Raw genomic sequence first — 16,597 nt, forward strand, 5'->3', positions numbered from 1 at the left:
TCAAAAGCGGTATGAAAATTTTGGTCATCGGCCCTTCCTGGGTCGGCGATATGATGATGTCGCACAGCCTTTATCGCACGTTGAAGGCTGAACACCCGGAAGCGGTCATTGACGTGATGGCACCGGCCTGGTGCCGTCCGCTGCTGGCACGGATGCCGGAAGTCAATCAGGCGTTAGCCATGCCATTAGGTCACGGTGCACTGGAGCTGGGCGAACGTCGCCGTCTTGGCGTATCGCTGCGCGGTGCGGGCTATGACCGCGCTTACGTGCTACCTAATTCCTTTAAATCCGCGCTGGTCCCCTTCTTTGCCAACATTCCGCAGCGTACAGGCTGGCGTGGCGAAATGCGTTACGGGCTGCTGAACGACGTACGCGTGTTGGATAAAGCCGCATTTCCGCTGATGGTTCAGCGCTATGCCGCGTTAGCCTACGATCGTAGCCGTATTCATCGTGCTGAGGATCTACCGCAGCCGCTACTGTGGCCGCAGTTGCAGGTCAATCAGGCCGAAATTGCGGACGTGATGCAGGCCTTCGAGCTCAGCGATACGCGTCCCATCATCGGCTTTTGCCCCGGTGCCGAGTTTGGCCCCGCCAAACGCTGGCCGCATTATCACTATGCGGCGTTGGCACAAGCACTGATCGAGCGCGGCTACCAGATAGCGCTGTTCGGTTCGGCCAATGACCGTTCGGCCTGTGACGATATCCTTCAGGGATTAACGGAAGAGGCGCGACAACATTGCGCCAATCTGGCGGGGAAAACCTCGCTGGAACAGGCGGTAGTGCTCATTGCCGCTTGCCACGCCGTCGTCAGCAACGATTCTGGGCTCATGCACGTTGCGGCGGCACTTCATCGTCCGCTTGTCGCGCTTTATGGCCCAAGCAGCCCCGATTTTACCCCGCCACTGTCCCATCAGGCCGAGGTGATTCGCCTGATTACCGGCTATCACCGAGTGCGCAAAGGGGATGCCGAACAGGGTTATCACCAGAGTTTGATCGACATTCAGCCCGAACGCGTGCTCAACGCACTGGATAAGTATCTCATTCCGGGAGCGGACGCATGAGAGTGCTGATTGTGAAAACATCGTCGATGGGCGATGTGCTGCATACATTGCCCGCCTTGACCGACGCAATGCAGGCTATTCCCGGTATCCAGTTCGACTGGGTGGTTGAAGAAGGTTTCGCGCAAGTTCCCAGTTGGCACCCGGCGGTTTCTCGCGTGATTCCCGTCGCAATACGCCGCTGGCGCAAAAGCTGGTTCAGCGCCCCGATACGTCAGGAGCGTGCAGAGTTCACACGCCAGCTACGCCAGTATCGCTATGATGCGGTTATTGATGCGCAAGGGCTGATTAAAAGCGCGCTGCTGGTGACGCGACTCGCCAACGGAAAGAAGCACGGATTGGATTGCAAAAGTGCGCGTGAACCACTGGCAAGCTGGTTTTATAACTACCGCCACCCAATAAGCCGTCGGCAGCATGCCGTCGAGCGCGTACGGGAACTGTTTGCCGCCAGCCTGAACTATCGGAAACCCACCGAGCGCGGCGACTATGCGATTGCCTCACGTTTTCTCTCCCAGTCGCCCGCAGACGCCAATCGCTATCTGGTGTTTCTCCACGCCACGACGCGTGATGAAAAACACTGGCCGGAAGCGCACTGGCGTGAACTGATTGCCCTATTGGCACCGAGTGGATTACGCATCAAACTCCCTTGGGGAGCGTCGCATGAGCACCAGCGTGCATTACGGCTGGCGGAAGGCTTTCCGCACGTTGACGTCTTACCACGCCTCACGCTGCAACAGGTCGCCGAGGTGCTTGCGGGTGCCAAAGCAGTCATTTCCGTCGATACCGGGCTTAGCCATCTGACGGCAGCGCTGGATCGTCCGAATATCACCTTATACGGGCCAACTGACCCAGGGCTGATTGGCGGCTACGGGATGAATCAGGTGGCGGAAATGTCCGAAAGCCAGAAAATGGAGACAATTCCCGCTAACCTCGTCCATCAGAAATTAGAGAAGCTGATAGAATTACCTGCATCAGGCGAGTGATATCGCTCCCGACTGTGAACAAATACATGCTCAATGAATTAAGGTACGAACTGGGAAAAGCGCCCAGTATAAGTGCGGCTATCGCACTGAAAGCGATTTTCCCAGGCTGTTTACTCACATTAGCTATCATGCCATTTAGTAGCATTATTGCCGGGTGGCTTTTTTATCTCACAGGTGCGCTGTCTATTTTTTATGTAGCGACACATTTAAGAACAATAATTGCAGCTAAACGGCGGTTACTGATTCCACTTTGCCTGCTGGCTATCGGCTTAACCAATCTCATTTGGTATCACCATTATTATCAATCAGAGAGCCTTTTCTCTTATGTGTATAACGCCTATAGGACATCCGCGCATGCCGGGATTCTGGGTGCATTTATCCTGCTGACAGCCCTGCATATCTCGCAAAAAAATCAGCGACACTCACTCTTCTGCATTATCGCAATATGTGTATTCACACTGGGCTATGCATTCTATCAGTCCTTGTTCAGTGGAATGCACCGTATTGGGCTGGTATTTGGCACTGCAACTAGCGCAGCCTATTTTCTAACCTTCATTGGTGCGTTAAGCGCACAGGCACTGCTTAAGCTCGATTCGGCTTATAAATATTACCTTTATCTAGGGCACTTTCTGTTAGTCACCATCGCTATTTTTCTGACAGAAACCCGGGCTGCCATACTCGTCTATCCCATTGTTGGCGCAACCATTTTATTGTCCGAGGTGAGACACAATAAGCGATTGTTTATCAAGGCATTCGTCGGCTCAGCAGCCACCCTGCTCCTGTGCTTATTCCTCTTCCAAGAGACGATTCATCAGCGTGTCAACGATCTGATTAATGACGTACACAGCTATAGTATGAATAACAGCAGAACCTCGGTTGGTGCACGAATCGCGATGTATCAATCAGGTATCGAAGCCGGGGAAGAAGCGTTATTGGGGCAGTCCGCCGAACAGCGCGCAGAGCGAATCGTTGCACAAGCAGAACAAAAACCGAACTTAGCGGGTGCGGTGGAATATCTGGATGTCCATCTGCATAACGAAGTGATTGATGCCTTCTCCCTTAAGGGACTACCAGGAGCAATATTGCTTGTGTTGCTCTATGCCTCTTTATTTTATTTTTCATTTTTTGTTCTACGTAGCCATCTCTCTGCTGCGCTGCTTTTTGCCCTGCTGATGTATGGACTTAGCGATGTCATTCTCTATTCACGAGACATGCTCATTGCGTGGCTTATGGCGTTTTGCCTTGGCACAACGCTGACCGGAAAATGGCTAAAGAATTAGCCCTGTTATAATTAGCATATGGCAATAACATTTACCTCTGTGAGAGGGATGTGGGTTTTAGTACCATACTGGATTTGAATACGTGCGCGATAAATTTGCGCACCGCAAATCGCCGCGACATTTCGGATCATCTCAGTCAACTGGTAGCTGTCGAGCCAGGGGCGGTAGCGTGCCTGTAAAAAACAACCATTTGATTACATGAAGGAAAGCGAGTGAGTCAACGCATCATCCCTTATCACCGGATTCTCGTGGTAAAGCTCAGATATCATGGCGATATGCTGCTGACCACTCCGCTCATCAGCACGCTGAAAGCCAATTACCCTGACGCCAAAATTGACGTATTACTGTATCAGGATACGATGCCGATTCTCTCCGCCAATCCAGAGATAAATCAGCTTTATGGGCTCAAAAGAAAGACTGGCTCGCTTTTGGAAAAGATCGCTGATTTCAAAGAAATCAGGCAAGAACTCAAGAAAAACAATTACGATTTGATCGTCAATCTGGCCGATCAGTGGCCCATTGCCCTATTGGTAAAATCATTGGGATGTCACAGTATTGCTCTCGATCGGGGCGATAATCTGAAGGGAAAGATTTGGCGCTCATTTTTCAGCACCTGCGTTCCGCCAATGGGGGCGCATATTGTTGAGCAAAACCTTCATCTCCTCACCCCGCTCAACCTGCCGGCGTCAAATACACGTTCTACATTATCGCTGCATTATCGTCAGGAAGATGCCCAAAGTATCGTTGATCAACGCTCTACACTTTTAACGCAACGCTACGTCGTCATTCAACCCACGACTCGCCAATATTACAAATACTGGGACAACGGCAAATTCGCTCAGGTCATTGACTACCTTAAAGCAAAAAATCTGGAAGTCGTTTTGACCTGTGGTCCTTCAGAAGACGATTTAAACGTGGTGCGCGACATTCACTCACAGTGCACGCATAAACCCGATATGGCCTTTGCGGGTAAAACGAGTTTTCTTGAGCTGGCGGCGTTAATTGACAACGCGGTGTTGTATATCGGTGTGGATTCAGCTCCGATGCATATGGCTGCCGCATTGAATACACCGCTAGTGTGCCTGTTTGGCCCAACAGACTACAAATTATGGCGCCCGTGGTGCGATCGCTATAAGCAGATTTGGGCAGGTGAATATCAGCAGATGCCAGCCCAACAGAATTACGATCAGACGGTTAAATACTTGTCCTGCATTCCTGCACAAGCGGTTATTCAGGCATCAGAACACATGCTACAAGAGTCGCAGGAAGAGAACATCAAATGAAAATCGCATTCTGCGTCTATAAATTCTTTCCTTTCGGCGGGCTACAGCGGGATTTTCTGAGCATTGCACTAACGTGCCAAAAACAAGGCCACGACATTCGTGTTTACACCAGCGAATGGCAAGGCGACAAACCTGAAGGGTTCGACATCGTTCTCGTGCCTATCTCTGGGCTGGGTAATCATACGCGCCATCGCCGTTTTTCAGACTGGATACAACGCCATTTACAACAATCCCCGGTCGACCGTGTTGTCGGATTTAGCAAAATGCCAGGACTGGACTTCTACTATGCTGCTGAAGGATGTACGGCAGAAAAGGCGGTTCAGGAAAAATGCTTCTTTTATCGACTAACACCCCGCTACCGCGGCTACGCAGCACTTGAACGAGACGTATTCGATAAAAACAGCCACACGCGCATGCTGATGCTGACGCCACGACAAATTGCTCATTTTCAGAAGCATTACGGCACACAAGATGAACGCTTTTTTATGCTACCGCCGGGTATTTCGCTGGACAGAAAATACAGCACGCGCTCTCCAGCTACGCGATCACGCTTCCGTCAGCAGAACCAACTGGATGAAAATGGATTTGTTCTATTACAAGTCGGTTCCGACTTCAAACGCAAAGGCGTTGGCCGCAGTCTGGCTGCTATCGCCAGCTTGCCACAGGAACTGCGTCAACGCGTAACGCTGCTGGTTGTCGGCCAGGACGACCCAAAACCGTTTCAACAACAGGCAGAGCAGCTCGGCATCGGTAAACAAATACAGTTCTTCTCTGGCCGAGACGACATTCCTAACTTCATGGCAGCCGCGGATTTGTTACTGCATCCGGCTCATCAGGAAGCCGCAGGCATCGTTTTACTTGAGGCTATCGCGGCTGGATTACCGATACTTGTCACCGATGCGTGCGGTTATGCTTTTTACATTGAGCGTTCGCGGGCCGGACAGGTCATTCCTGAGCCTTTTAGCCAGACAGCACTGAATCACGCGTTGTCACATGCACTCCGTCAGCCAGAAACGCTTAAACAGTGGGCAGAAAATGCCCGCCATTTTGCCGATACAGAAGATATTTACAGTCTGCCAGAAAAAGCGGCACAGTTGATTACCAGCGCAAACGCTCGTTAAACGAACGCAGTATATTGCTGCCAAAATAACGCGTTGATCCCTATTTATTTTTAAGAGCCATAACCGAGTTCACTATGTATTTTTCATCGCAAGGTGTTATAAAAAGAAAAGTTTCATTTATTCGCCCCTTAGCGGAAAATTCAGAATCCGATACGCTAAATATCGCTTACGGTATTGATAAAAATTTTATGTTTGGCTGCGCCATTTCAGCAGCATCAATCTTGCTCCACAATCCTGACATAAAATTTTCATTTCATATATTCACTGACTCATTAAGTGATGATGAAGAGGAAAATTTTCAAAACCTCAGCACTCAATATAATGCAGATATTAGTCTTTACATTGTAAATTGCGATGAACTGAAATCGCTTCCCAGCACCAAAAACTGGTCTTATGCCACCTATTTTCGCTTTGTGATTGCCGATTTACTTTACCCAGAAATTGAAACGCTTCTTTATATCGATGCTGACATTGTTTGCAAAGGCTCACTACATCAGCTGTTAGGAATCGAATTCAACAACAACATTGCGGCAGTGGTCGCAGAAGAAGACAAGGTTTGGTGGGAAAAACGAGCAAAGGCGCTTGATGAACCAGGAATCAATGCCGGATATTTTAATGCTGGATTCTTATATATCAACCTCGCACAATGGCAAAAAAACGATATTAGTTCACAGGCCATGTCTCTTCTTGCAGATGAGAAAATAAAGTCAAAAATATCTTATCTTGATCAAGACATATTAAACATTTTACTTATAGACAAAACAATATGGCTTGATAAAAAATACAACACACAATATAGCATTAATTATGAACTTAGTAAGCCTAAGCCAGTCAATCCTATAAAGGATGATACGGTTATGATTCATTATATTGGGCCAACAAAACCCTGGCATAAATGGGCTGAACATTACGCTTGCACGGAGTATTTTCTAGATGCTAAAAGAGCATCCCCGTGGAATCAGTCCCCCTTACTGCAAGCTACAACCACGAGTAATATGAGATATTGTGCTAAACATCAGTTTAATAATAATGAAGTTATATCAAGTATAGTTAGTTACTTAAAATACTTCTATAAAAAAGCTCTATCAAAATAAAACAATGCCATCAAACCATCAAAAGAAAAAAATTAGAGAAAAATTAGGAGCATAAATAATGAGAGCATTATTTCTAAAAAGAACAGGTGGTGGGTTGAATAATCAAAAAATGATTTTTCTTGCCCTATTAATTGAAGCTATAGAAAAAAAATCTCCCATAGCATTGCCCTACTTTATTAATTTCATCGCTAATAAAAGCAAAAAAAAACTGAGAGATAAAATTTATTTCTCTTACATATATAAACTCTTCTATAGAGACATAGATCTATTCACAGTATTCGATAAAAAATCAATGGATGTTTTCTTCGAAAAGTACAATATAAAAATAAACAACTATATTACTTCTCGATATACAGGGAAAAAACTCAACCCTGACAAACTATTTTTCAAAGGCGAATCTATCGTCAACGAATTTATAAACAATAAAAACTATGAACATAGAAATATAGTAATAGATTTTTTTAAATATTTGACACCATCTAAATACATAGAAGACAAGATAGAGTATTTTATTTCACACGCACATCCATATGATGCTGTTTGTCAATTACGAATAGAAAGTGATTGGCCGTTAGACATTGAAGACTCATGGGAGAAAAAACCCAATGGGGTTAACTCAACACCATTAGAGCGTTGCAATCACATATTTAGTAAAATAAAAAAAACCTTACCTTCTCTAAAAACACTTTATATTACTTATGATAAAAGTGCTCTAACCTGCTCATTCGAGGATATAGAACATTTAGCAAGAGATGGATTTGGATTAAAACTAAAAGAGAAAAATACAGCTACCGAGAATGAGTTCAACCCTAAAAATGCATTAGAAGCATCGATCATTGATTTTGAAATTGCAGCACGCAGCGATATATTTATCGGCACGGACATGTCGACATTCACATCAATATCAGCGGTAACTAAATTTTGTAGAGATGGTCATCCACCTAAAGACAGATATTTATATAATTTACCGGGTGAGTTTTTGATTTTAGATGATAAAACAAAAACTGCTGAAAATTAATTTTTTTAATTAAATTTTGTTATGATAGATAACATAGAGAATGAAACATAGGTTGTCTGTATGAAGATAAACGCAGTTATCGTCACTTACAATACTGAAGTAACAAAATCAGAAACTGTAAAATCCGTATTTGAAGCAAAATTAGATAATATCGAACTAACTATTACCATATGGAATAATGGTCCAAAATTACTGGAAAATAGAGATTTAGAAAAATATATCGAACAGTGTAAATCATTAAAGATATCTTCTGATATATATCAGGATATTAGAAATACATCTTTAAGCAAAGTATACAACTTCCTTTTAAAAAAAGGAAAACATGATTTTTTTGTAATTTTAGATCAAGATACAAAAATAAATCCAGACTTCTTCTATAATATAATTGAAAATAGCGACAGTGAAATCATCTGCCCCCAAGTATACCTAGAGAATCACAATAATCAGCTTGATACACCAGTCTATAGAGACACCCTCAAACATGTTCCTCTCGGTAACTTCAACGCTAAGAACATACTAACATGCGGTTCTGGGTTAGCAATATCTCGCTCTTTGTGTGAGAAAACCCTCAGCCATTCTGGCTTTATATTTGATGAACGGTATGCTTTTTATTTAGCAGATGACAGTTTTTTATTAAATATAAACAGATTCGATGATGTAAAGGGAACCTGTATTGGCGAAATACATCATAACTTATCAGGATTCGGATGCAATTATAAGGAAATGAAAGAAAGTTCAAAACTTGAGCATGGATATGCCTTAATACTAAGAAAAACAAATCAAAGAAATAAAAACAGCATAGCAAAAAACATATTCCACTCTGTAAAGTATATTTATAAATCAAAATGCACCTATACTACTGCACTAAAAATATTTAAATGTGCATTAACAGGAAAACACCCAAGATCAAAATATGAAATTGACGAAAACAAAACAACAGCGATTAGTTTTCATATCTAAAGATATATAACTTTAAATAAAGTCACTTTAGATTATGTGAAATCAAAATAAATAACACTGGAGTCAACGATGCATCGCCCTCGTCTCTCTGTTGTATTGATCAGTTTGAATGCTGAAGAAATACTTGCTGATTGTCTCTCATCCGTTGGCTGGGCTGACGAAATCGTCGTACTAGATTCCGGTAGCAATGATAATACACAAGCAATTGCATACCAATATGGTGCAAAATTTTTCAAAAACACGTCATGGCCTGGCTTTGGAAAACAGCGGCAACTTGCTCAACAATATGCCACTGGCGATTATATATTAATGATCGATACCGATGAGCGCATCACACCTGCTTTACGTCAATCTATTGAAGCGGTATTGAATTCACCAAAAAAAGATACCGTGTATCGATTTGCTCGCAGTAATTTATTCTTGGGACGCTTTATGCGTCATAGTGGTTGGTATCCTGATCACGTTATTCGCCTTTATCCTAGTAATTATTATTATAATGGCAATGATGTACATGAATCCCTTGATTATGGAAAAGCAGAAGTAGTTACTTTACAGGGCGACCTTGAGCATCTCACCTGCCGTGATTTTTTTTCCTTTCAAGAAAAGCAGTTAATGTACGCAAAAATCTGGGCGAGGGAACGATTCCAGAAAGGTAAACATTGTAGTTATTTAGCTATTTATACCCACGCTATTTCTGCATTTATAAAAACGTGGATATTACGTGCAGGCTTTCTCGATGGAAAACAAGGATTATTACTTGCCATAGTGAATTTTCAATATACGTTTAATAAATATGCTGGCCTTTGGGAACTAAATAACAGAAAAAAACCAGAAAATTAAATTTAGACACACCATAGAGGAATTTTTTATTTTCAGGACAAATAGCCATTTAGTAAAATAAAAATAATCCATCTGACAAACACTCTAAAGAGGCTATATGAAAATAAATTTATTACAATTACAAACGCATGGAGATGAACGAGGTTCACTTATTGCGTTGGAGAAAGATAAAAACATTCCATTTGAAATTAAACGTGTGTATTACATGTTTAATACTAAAGAAGAAGTCAGGAGAGGATTTCATGCTCATCGACAACTAAAACAGGTAGTTATCGCCGTGAGAGGCTCCTGCCGTTTTCTTCTGGATGATGGAATAGAAAAAATAAGTATATTACTAGATAATCCCGCACAAGGGCTTTTAATAGAATCATTTATGTGGAGAGAAATGTATAATTTTTCTGACGACTGTGTACTCATGGTACTAGCCGATAGCTTATATGATGAATCTGACTATATAAGAAATTATGATGAATTTATAAGAATAACAAAGAGTGAAAGCTAATATTTACTCAAAATATGCACCAGATATTTTTCAATTATTTAATAATGATTTATAAGGAAAATTAATTATGGTTAATTTTTTAGATTTAAAAGCCATCAATAATAAATATCAAAAAGAACTGAAAGACGCTTGTGCAAGAGTCATAGATTCAGGATCATACATTTCTGGAAGCGAACTTATACGATTCGAAGAAGAGTTCTCTTCTTTTTGCGGTACCAAATATGCCATTGGAGTTGCAAACGGTTTAGATGCATTAATCCTTATTCTTCGCGCATGGAAAATACAGGGTAAATTAAAAGATGGCGATGAAATAATTGTTCCCGCAAACACCTATATAGCATCGATCCTGGCTATTACAGAAAATAATTTAACACCAGTATTAGTAGAGCCTGATTGTAGCACCTATAATATTGACATAGCCAACATCAAGGCTGCAATTAGTAAAAAAACAAAAGTTATTCTTCCTGTTCACTTATATGGTCAGCTAGCGCCTATGGAGGAATTACTAGAACTAGCCAAAGAACACAATTTATTAGTCCTTGAAGATAGTGCCCAAGCACATGGCGCACATATATCTGGCCGTAAAGCAGGAAACTGGGGCGATGCATCTGGTTTTAGTTTTTATCCTGGTAAAAATCTAGGTGCTTTAGGAGATGCTGGTGCAATAACAACAAACGACTATGAATTAATGGAAACAGTTAGAGCACTTAGAAACTACGGCTCACACGAGAAATATAAAAATATATATTGTGGTCTCAACAGCCGATTAGATGAAATTCAGGCCGCTATGCTATCTGTGAAGTTAGCGTATCTTCCACAGGAAACAGCACGTCGGCAAGAAATAGCAAATAGGTATTTAAAAGAGATAAAAAATGAAAAGATATCATTGCCGTTTATCAAAAATCAATCATCCCACGTCTGGCATTTATTTGTTATTCGATGCAAAAAAAGAAAGGAACTTCAAGAGCACCTCATACTGAATGGTGTTCAAACACTAATCCATTATCCTATTCCTCCTCATAAACAGGGTGCCTATAGAGAATGGTCAGACATCAGTCTCCCTATAACAGAAAAGATTCATAATGAAGTCATTTCCCTGCCAATTAGTCCTGTTATGAGCGATGAAGAAGTCCAGAAAGTCGTGGAGGTTATTAATGCCTGGATATAATAAAAATTTATTATCGATATGTTGTCTAGGCTATAATCACGCCTCTTTTTTAGCAGAGAATATAAAATCCATTTGTAATATCGATTACCCTAACATTGAAATCATTGCCATTGACGATGGTTCTCAAGATAACAGTGTGAATCTTTTACGTGAATTATCACAAAAAATCCCATTAAGAATGGAAGTTATTTCTCAAGAAAACACGGGTAATATAGGAAAGAATTTTAATAACGCATATAAAGTTGCCAAAGGTGAACTCATAACATTTATAGCTCTGGATGACGTATACAATCCTAATGTTATGTTAAAACAAATAGAGGCGATGAATAACTCACCAGAATTAGCATTTTCTGCCTCATCAAAAGCAGTTAGCATTAATAATGAAGGGTATGTAAACGAGAATTTCCAAGCGCTTTCTCTTTATTCTCAAGAAACACAAAATATTGACGATCTGCTAGAATTTGAATATTCCGAATTTGGTGCGTTTTATATTCAAGGCTCCATTTTTAAAAAGTCAGTAATTGATGCAGTCGGTGGTTTCGATGAAGATATGACGGGAGATGATCTAGTTCTTCGAACTAAAGTATTTAGATATATTCAGGAAAACCCTCACTACAGTTTTTTAATACAAAAAGATAACTCCTGTTTTTATAGATTGCATGATGGTAACGTACACAAAAATACGATTAGGCAACTGAAAATAGTTACAGAATATCTTGAGAGGTACTGGCCAGAAAGAGAAAACCCAAAAACATTAATTGATTGGTATAGTGCATATATATATAGCGAAAAATTTGATGTTTATATTAAATCGTTTTCCCTTAACAATAGAGCAGCAGGATTATTAAAGGAAGCTCGTGTAATTAGTGAAATAAAAAAATCAGTAAAAAAAGAATTCAGCACCATTATAAAATGGTGGGGGAGGATTCTTAAAAGAAACAGATTCCCTGATGGAAAAAGAGAAATAACAATACTTTCTTTATTTACAATAAAATACAAAAAATCCATGAAGAAAAAAAAACCACAGGTACATTACTCAGATTACATCTAGTAAGTTGTTCTCTTCCCCTTATTCAAGGTTTTCTAATTTAGTCGAAAACCAATATTGGGAAGAGGAAAAATACCGTAATATTACCAAAGAGGCACTAAGAGAACTTAACAAAAACCACTACAGTAAACTCAAAGACTCTATTGTAATTCTGGAAAGAAAAGATAAATTACACTACCGATCATGGTTATTTTTACTCTTTTCAGCGGCTAAAGAATAATATTATTAATGAAAGCAAAGGTGCCATAAGAAAAATAAAACGTATCTTACACAAAAACTCAAAATAGATACAAACGTCTCATAATTCAGGTGCGTGTGGATTATAGTTGGATCTTCTAGCTTGTTCAGTTGTCTGTTTATCCCGTATCAGATTCAACGATTGTGGCCATTGCGCGCATCTGCCAGCGATTTTTAGAAAAATCGGTTGGGGAATAAACGACATCCGTTTTACAAATAGCCTTATCCTCACGAACCCGATAAAATCATCCCAGCGATAACCGATAACAGTAAATCTTATGCTACAAACTCTCTACACCATTATCCTGTACCTCATCCAACCGTTGATTTGGCTTCGTCTGTGGCTTCGTGGCCGCAAGGCTCCTGCCTATCGTCGGCGCTGGGGTGAACGTTACGGCTTTTGTGCAGAGAAGGTTAAGCCAGACGGTATCATGCTGCATTCGGTGTCGGTGGGTGAAACGCTGGCCGCCATTCCCTTAGTGAGAGCGCTGCGCCATCGTTATCCCAATCTGCCTATTACAGTAACAACCATGACGCCAACCGGTTCCGAGCGCGTGCGTTCAGCGTTTGGCGACACGGTCTATCACGTTTACCTGCCTTATGATTTGCCCTGTGCCCTGAAACGTTTTTTTGACCAGGTTCGTCCGAAAATCGTCATCATTATGGAGACCGAACTGTGGCCAAATCTGATCGCAGAGCTACACAAACGCGACATTCCGCTGGTCATTGCGAATGCCCGGCTGTCAGAACGCTCTGCTGCGGGTTATAAAAAGATCGGGAAACTCATGCGCCATATCTTGCGGCGCATTACCCTCGTCGCCGCACAGAATCAGGAAGACGGGAATCGATTTATCGATCTTGGCTTGAAGCGCTCCAGCCTGAAAGTGACTGGCAGCCTCAAATTTGATATTTCCGTGACGCCAGAACTGGCGGCACGAGCCATTACATTACGTCGACAGTGGGCGCCACACCGTCCGGTATGGATAGCCACCAGTACGCACGAAGGTGAAGAAGCGATCGTTCTGGCCGCTCACCGACAGCTGCTTGCCACCTACCCTGACTTACTCCTCATTCTTGTGCCTCGCCACCCGGAACGTTTCGCCACCACGCAGGCACTGACAGAGAATCTGGGATTCACCTACACGCTGCGCAGCAGTGGTGAACAGCCTCCTGCAAACACGCAGGTCGTCATTGGGGACACCATGGGCGAGCTGATGCTGTTATATGGCATCGCCGATCTGGCTTTTGTCGGTGGAAGCTTGGTTGAACGAGGCGGGCATAACCCGCTAGAAGCGGCAGCTCATGCTATCCCGGTATTGATGGGGCCACACACGTTCAATTTCAAAGATATCTGCAACAAACTCGATCAGGCCGACGGGCTGATTACCGTGACCGATGCAGACTCACTTGGAAAAGAAGTCGGGAAACTGCTCGCTGACGAAGATTATCGTCTTTACTATGGTCGACATGCCGTGGAAGTGTTACACCAAAACCAGGGTGCACTACAGATGCTGCTTACGCTACTGGAACCTTATTTACCCCAGCGGACACAGTAAAACAGCGTTACCAAGACAGTGAATGAAGGGCTGACGTGATGACAACCAAAGCGATTTATCCTGGAACGTTCGATCCACTAACCAATGGTCATTTGGATCTGCTGACGCGTGCATCACGACTGTTCGACCATGTGGTGCTGGCCATCGCTGCCAGCCCGAGCAAGCATACGCTTTTCACTCTGGATGAACGCGTAGCGCTGGCAAAGGGTGCGACGCAACATTTATCGAACGTCGAAGTCGTCGGTTTCAGCGATCTTATGGTGCACTTCGCACAACAGCAAAAAGCCAATATTCTTGTGCGTGGTTTGCGAGCCGTTGCCGATTTCGAATATGAACTCCAGCTCGCAAAAATGAATCACCACCTGATGCCTACTCTCGAAAGCGTGTTCCTGATGCCATCAGAAGAGTGGTCGTTTATTTCATCTTCTCTGGTCAAAGAAGTGGCTCGTCACGGTGGTGACGTATCGCATTTCTTACCCGATGCCATCGTTAGTGCCTTACAGGACAAACTATCAAAGAAGATGTAGATGCATTATTTTTTCTTTGAATATTGGTAAACCGTAAAATAAAAACGTAAGGCATACCAAAAATCATTAAATGACGTCATTCCTTTGAATAAATTCCCACCAATACCCGTAGAGATAAATTTTTCAGCTAGCTGTTGCCGGATAGCAGGTGATGATATTTTTTTACGCAAAAGCCCAAAGAAATGACGACTCTCTCGATTAACATGACGAATTAACGCTTTATTTAAAGTAGCATTATCTTTGTTCTGAGTCGCGAGAGAAATCAGCCCCTGCATGATATCAATATAGCTGTTTGCTCTGCGGGTTATTTTCTCAATTGATGATGACTTTGTGATCGAATGCGTATTACCAACGCGATAACCATAACTCATCTTTTCACAGAAACCGACTCGCTTGGTTACCAGCGCTAAATTCGCCGTCCATAGAATGTCTTCATGCATCATATCTGGAATAAAGCTTAAATTGTTCAATGAGATAACATTGCGACGTATGAGCTGCAACCAGGCAAAGTGGCACCATTCATTATGTTTTACACCCCGAATAATCCATTCATCGCCGCTGATTACCTCACCCCATGGCTGCTTCGTCTGAATCGGTTCTTTTACTTCTTGTTCTGGATTTTCATTAAACTTGAAGCCATTACCTATCAAGAGATCGAGATGTTGTTCCTTAGCTTTTTCGAGCCATGTTGATAGCGTATCTTTTTCCAACCAGTCATCGCCATCAACAAATGCAATCCACTCTCCATTCGCGTGCCGAATCCCTGTATTTCTCGCTTCCGACAATCCTTTATTTTCCTGGCTGACAACAATCAAATTCGTAGCCGATTTGCCTATCTCATTCAATTTCACAAGGCTGCCATCGGTGGAACCATCATTGACTGCAATAATTTCAAAAGAGACATTATCCTGAGCAAGCAACGATGAAAAAAGAGGCTCGATAAACTCTTCGCAGTTATATATCGGAACAATGACGCTGATATCCACACGACTCATAATGCCCTCTGAAAATTTTTATATTTAGGCTATAACAGTGAAAAAGAAAAATAGGATTACTTCTGACAGCGGCGACAGAAAAATGTGCTGCGCTGCCCATGCTTCGCGATTTCTATCGGCGTTCCGCATGTACGACAAGGTTCACCATTGCGGCCATAGACTCGCAGCTCCTGCGCGAAATAACCGGGTTTACCGTCTGATTGCAAAAAATCACGCAACGTCGTGCCACCCTGCTCAATCGAAAGCTGTAGCACCTGTTTAATCACGCCCACCAATATGGCTGCGTCGCTTTCATTTAGCGATCCAGCCGTTCTGTCAGGATGGATGCCCGCCGCAAACAGCGATTCGCTCGCGTAAATATTGCCTACGCCGACGACGACTTTGTTATCCATAATCCACTGTTTGATTGCCGTCTTTTTACCGCGTGACGCCTGATAAAGATAATCGGCAGAGAATTCCGCCTCTAGTGGTTCTGGCCCCAGATGCGCCAATACCGAGCAGGTTTCCAGATTATCCGTCCACAGCCAGGCACCAAAACGTCGGGGATCGGTGTAACGCAGCACCTTACCGCTGTCCATCACCAAATCAACATGATCGTGCTTCTCCGGCTCGCTATATTCCGGCAACACCCGCAGGCTGCCAGACATGCCGAGATGCACAATAATCCAGCCGCGAGTCAGTTCAATCAGCAGATATTTTGCACGTCGACGCACGCTGAGCACCGGCTCATCACTCAGCGAGAGGATCTCAGCCGATACCGGCCAGCGCAGACGTGAGTTCCTCACTTCAGCATAAAGGATGGTGTGATCGACAAGATACGGTGAAATTCCCCGACGACTGGTTTCAACCTCTGGTAATTCAGGCATGTGCGTCTCCTGATAAAGGTGGCTATGTTAGCATAAACAGCAGGATACCCTCTGTGACAGC

At 43.0% G+C, this 16,597-nt stretch carries 16 protein-coding genes; 14 read left to right on the plus strand and 2 right to left on the minus strand.

Annotated elements, in window-relative coordinates; translation table 11 throughout:
• The first annotated feature begins 11 nt into the window (after nucleotides 1-11).
• From rfaF to coaD, 14 genes are all read left to right on the plus strand, one after another.
• Nucleotides 12-1,061 carry an ADP-heptose--LPS heptosyltransferase RfaF gene (gene rfaF / locus H4F65_RS12600; RefSeq protein ID WP_010285736.1) on the plus strand — a complete coding sequence of 350 codons (1,050 nt, stop codon included), beginning with the start codon at nucleotides 12-14 and terminating at the stop codon, nucleotides 1,059-1,061.
• Nucleotides 1,058-2,041, plus strand: a complete 984-nt coding sequence (gene rfaC, locus H4F65_RS12605; RefSeq protein WP_010285735.1) for a lipopolysaccharide heptosyltransferase RfaC — start codon at nucleotides 1,058-1,060, stop codon at nucleotides 2,039-2,041. Before rfaF ends, rfaC begins: the two co-directional genes overlap by 4 nt.
• Before the next feature lie 26 nt (nucleotides 2,042-2,067).
• A complete protein-coding gene (locus H4F65_RS12610) occupies nucleotides 2,068-3,321 on the plus strand; it encodes an O-antigen ligase family protein (RefSeq protein WP_236146239.1) in 1,254 nt (417 codons plus the stop codon).
• A gap of 212 nt (nucleotides 3,322-3,533) precedes the next feature.
• Nucleotides 3,534-4,604, plus strand: a complete 1,071-nt coding sequence (gene rfaQ / locus H4F65_RS12615) for a lipopolysaccharide core heptosyltransferase RfaQ (protein WP_010285733.1) — start codon at nucleotides 3,534-3,536, stop codon at nucleotides 4,602-4,604.
• A complete protein-coding gene (locus H4F65_RS12620; RefSeq protein ID WP_010285732.1) occupies nucleotides 4,601-5,725 on the plus strand; it encodes a glycosyltransferase family 4 protein in 1,125 nt (374 codons plus the stop codon). Before rfaQ ends, H4F65_RS12620 begins: the two co-directional genes overlap by 4 nt.
• 74 nt (nucleotides 5,726-5,799) lie before the next feature.
• Entirely contained in the window at nucleotides 5,800-6,819 is a 1,020-nt protein-coding gene (gene waaO / locus H4F65_RS12625) for a lipopolysaccharide 3-alpha-galactosyltransferase (RefSeq protein ID WP_010285731.1), read from the plus strand.
• 58 nt (nucleotides 6,820-6,877) lie between these two features.
• Complete coding sequence (locus tag H4F65_RS12630) at nucleotides 6,878-7,837, plus strand: O-fucosyltransferase family protein (protein ID WP_039320456.1); 960 nt, start codon at nucleotides 6,878-6,880, stop codon at nucleotides 7,835-7,837.
• 60 nt (nucleotides 7,838-7,897) lie between these two features.
• Nucleotides 7,898-8,797, plus strand: coding sequence for a glycosyltransferase family 2 protein (locus tag H4F65_RS12635; RefSeq protein ID WP_010285727.1), 900 nt, complete (start codon nucleotides 7,898-7,900; stop codon nucleotides 8,795-8,797).
• A 69-nt stretch (nucleotides 8,798-8,866) separates the two neighbouring features.
• Complete coding sequence (locus H4F65_RS12640; protein WP_010285726.1) at nucleotides 8,867-9,637, plus strand: glycosyltransferase family 2 protein; 771 nt, start codon at nucleotides 8,867-8,869, stop codon at nucleotides 9,635-9,637.
• A 97-nt stretch (nucleotides 9,638-9,734) separates the two neighbouring features.
• Nucleotides 9,735-10,139, plus strand: coding sequence for a sugar 3,4-ketoisomerase (locus H4F65_RS12645; RefSeq protein ID WP_010285725.1), 405 nt, complete (start codon nucleotides 9,735-9,737; stop codon nucleotides 10,137-10,139).
• A 67-nt stretch (nucleotides 10,140-10,206) separates the two neighbouring features.
• Nucleotides 10,207-11,307: a DegT/DnrJ/EryC1/StrS family aminotransferase gene (locus tag H4F65_RS12650; RefSeq protein ID WP_010285724.1), complete on the plus strand. Its 1,101-nt coding sequence runs from the start codon at nucleotides 10,207-10,209 to the stop codon at nucleotides 11,305-11,307.
• Nucleotides 11,294-12,358 (plus strand): glycosyltransferase family 2 protein, encoded by a 1,065-nt coding sequence (locus tag H4F65_RS12655; RefSeq protein WP_010285723.1) that lies wholly within the window; start codon nucleotides 11,294-11,296, stop codon nucleotides 12,356-12,358. The genes H4F65_RS12650 and H4F65_RS12655 overlap by 14 nt, the downstream gene beginning before the upstream one ends.
• 512 nt (nucleotides 12,359-12,870) lie before the next feature.
• The gene (gene waaA / locus H4F65_RS12660; protein ID WP_010285722.1) at nucleotides 12,871-14,148 is read left to right on the plus strand and encodes a lipid IV(A) 3-deoxy-D-manno-octulosonic acid transferase; all 1,278 of its coding nucleotides are present in this window, start codon (nucleotides 12,871-12,873) and stop codon (nucleotides 14,146-14,148) included.
• Nucleotides 14,149-14,186: 38 nt separating this feature from the next.
• Entirely contained in the window at nucleotides 14,187-14,675 is a 489-nt protein-coding gene (gene coaD, locus H4F65_RS12665) for a pantetheine-phosphate adenylyltransferase (protein ID WP_010285721.1), read from the plus strand.
• A gap of 5 nt (nucleotides 14,676-14,680) precedes the next feature.
• Here the strand turns inward: coaD and H4F65_RS12670 are convergent, their stop codons facing one another.
• Together H4F65_RS12670 and mutM are read right to left on the minus strand one after the other, a co-directional pair.
• Nucleotides 14,681-15,670: a glycosyltransferase gene (locus tag H4F65_RS12670; protein ID WP_010285720.1), complete on the minus strand. Its 990-nt coding sequence runs from the start codon at nucleotides 15,668-15,670 to the stop codon at nucleotides 14,681-14,683.
• 56 nt (nucleotides 15,671-15,726) lie between these two features.
• Nucleotides 15,727-16,536, minus strand: coding sequence for a bifunctional DNA-formamidopyrimidine glycosylase/DNA-(apurinic or apyrimidinic site) lyase (gene mutM / locus H4F65_RS12675; protein WP_010285719.1), 810 nt, complete (start codon nucleotides 16,534-16,536; stop codon nucleotides 15,727-15,729).
• Nucleotides 16,537-16,597 lie beyond the last annotated feature (61 nt).

This window comes from Pectobacterium brasiliense, assembly GCF_016950255.1.
Taxonomy (GTDB): domain Bacteria; phylum Pseudomonadota; class Gammaproteobacteria; order Enterobacterales; family Enterobacteriaceae; genus Pectobacterium; species Pectobacterium brasiliense.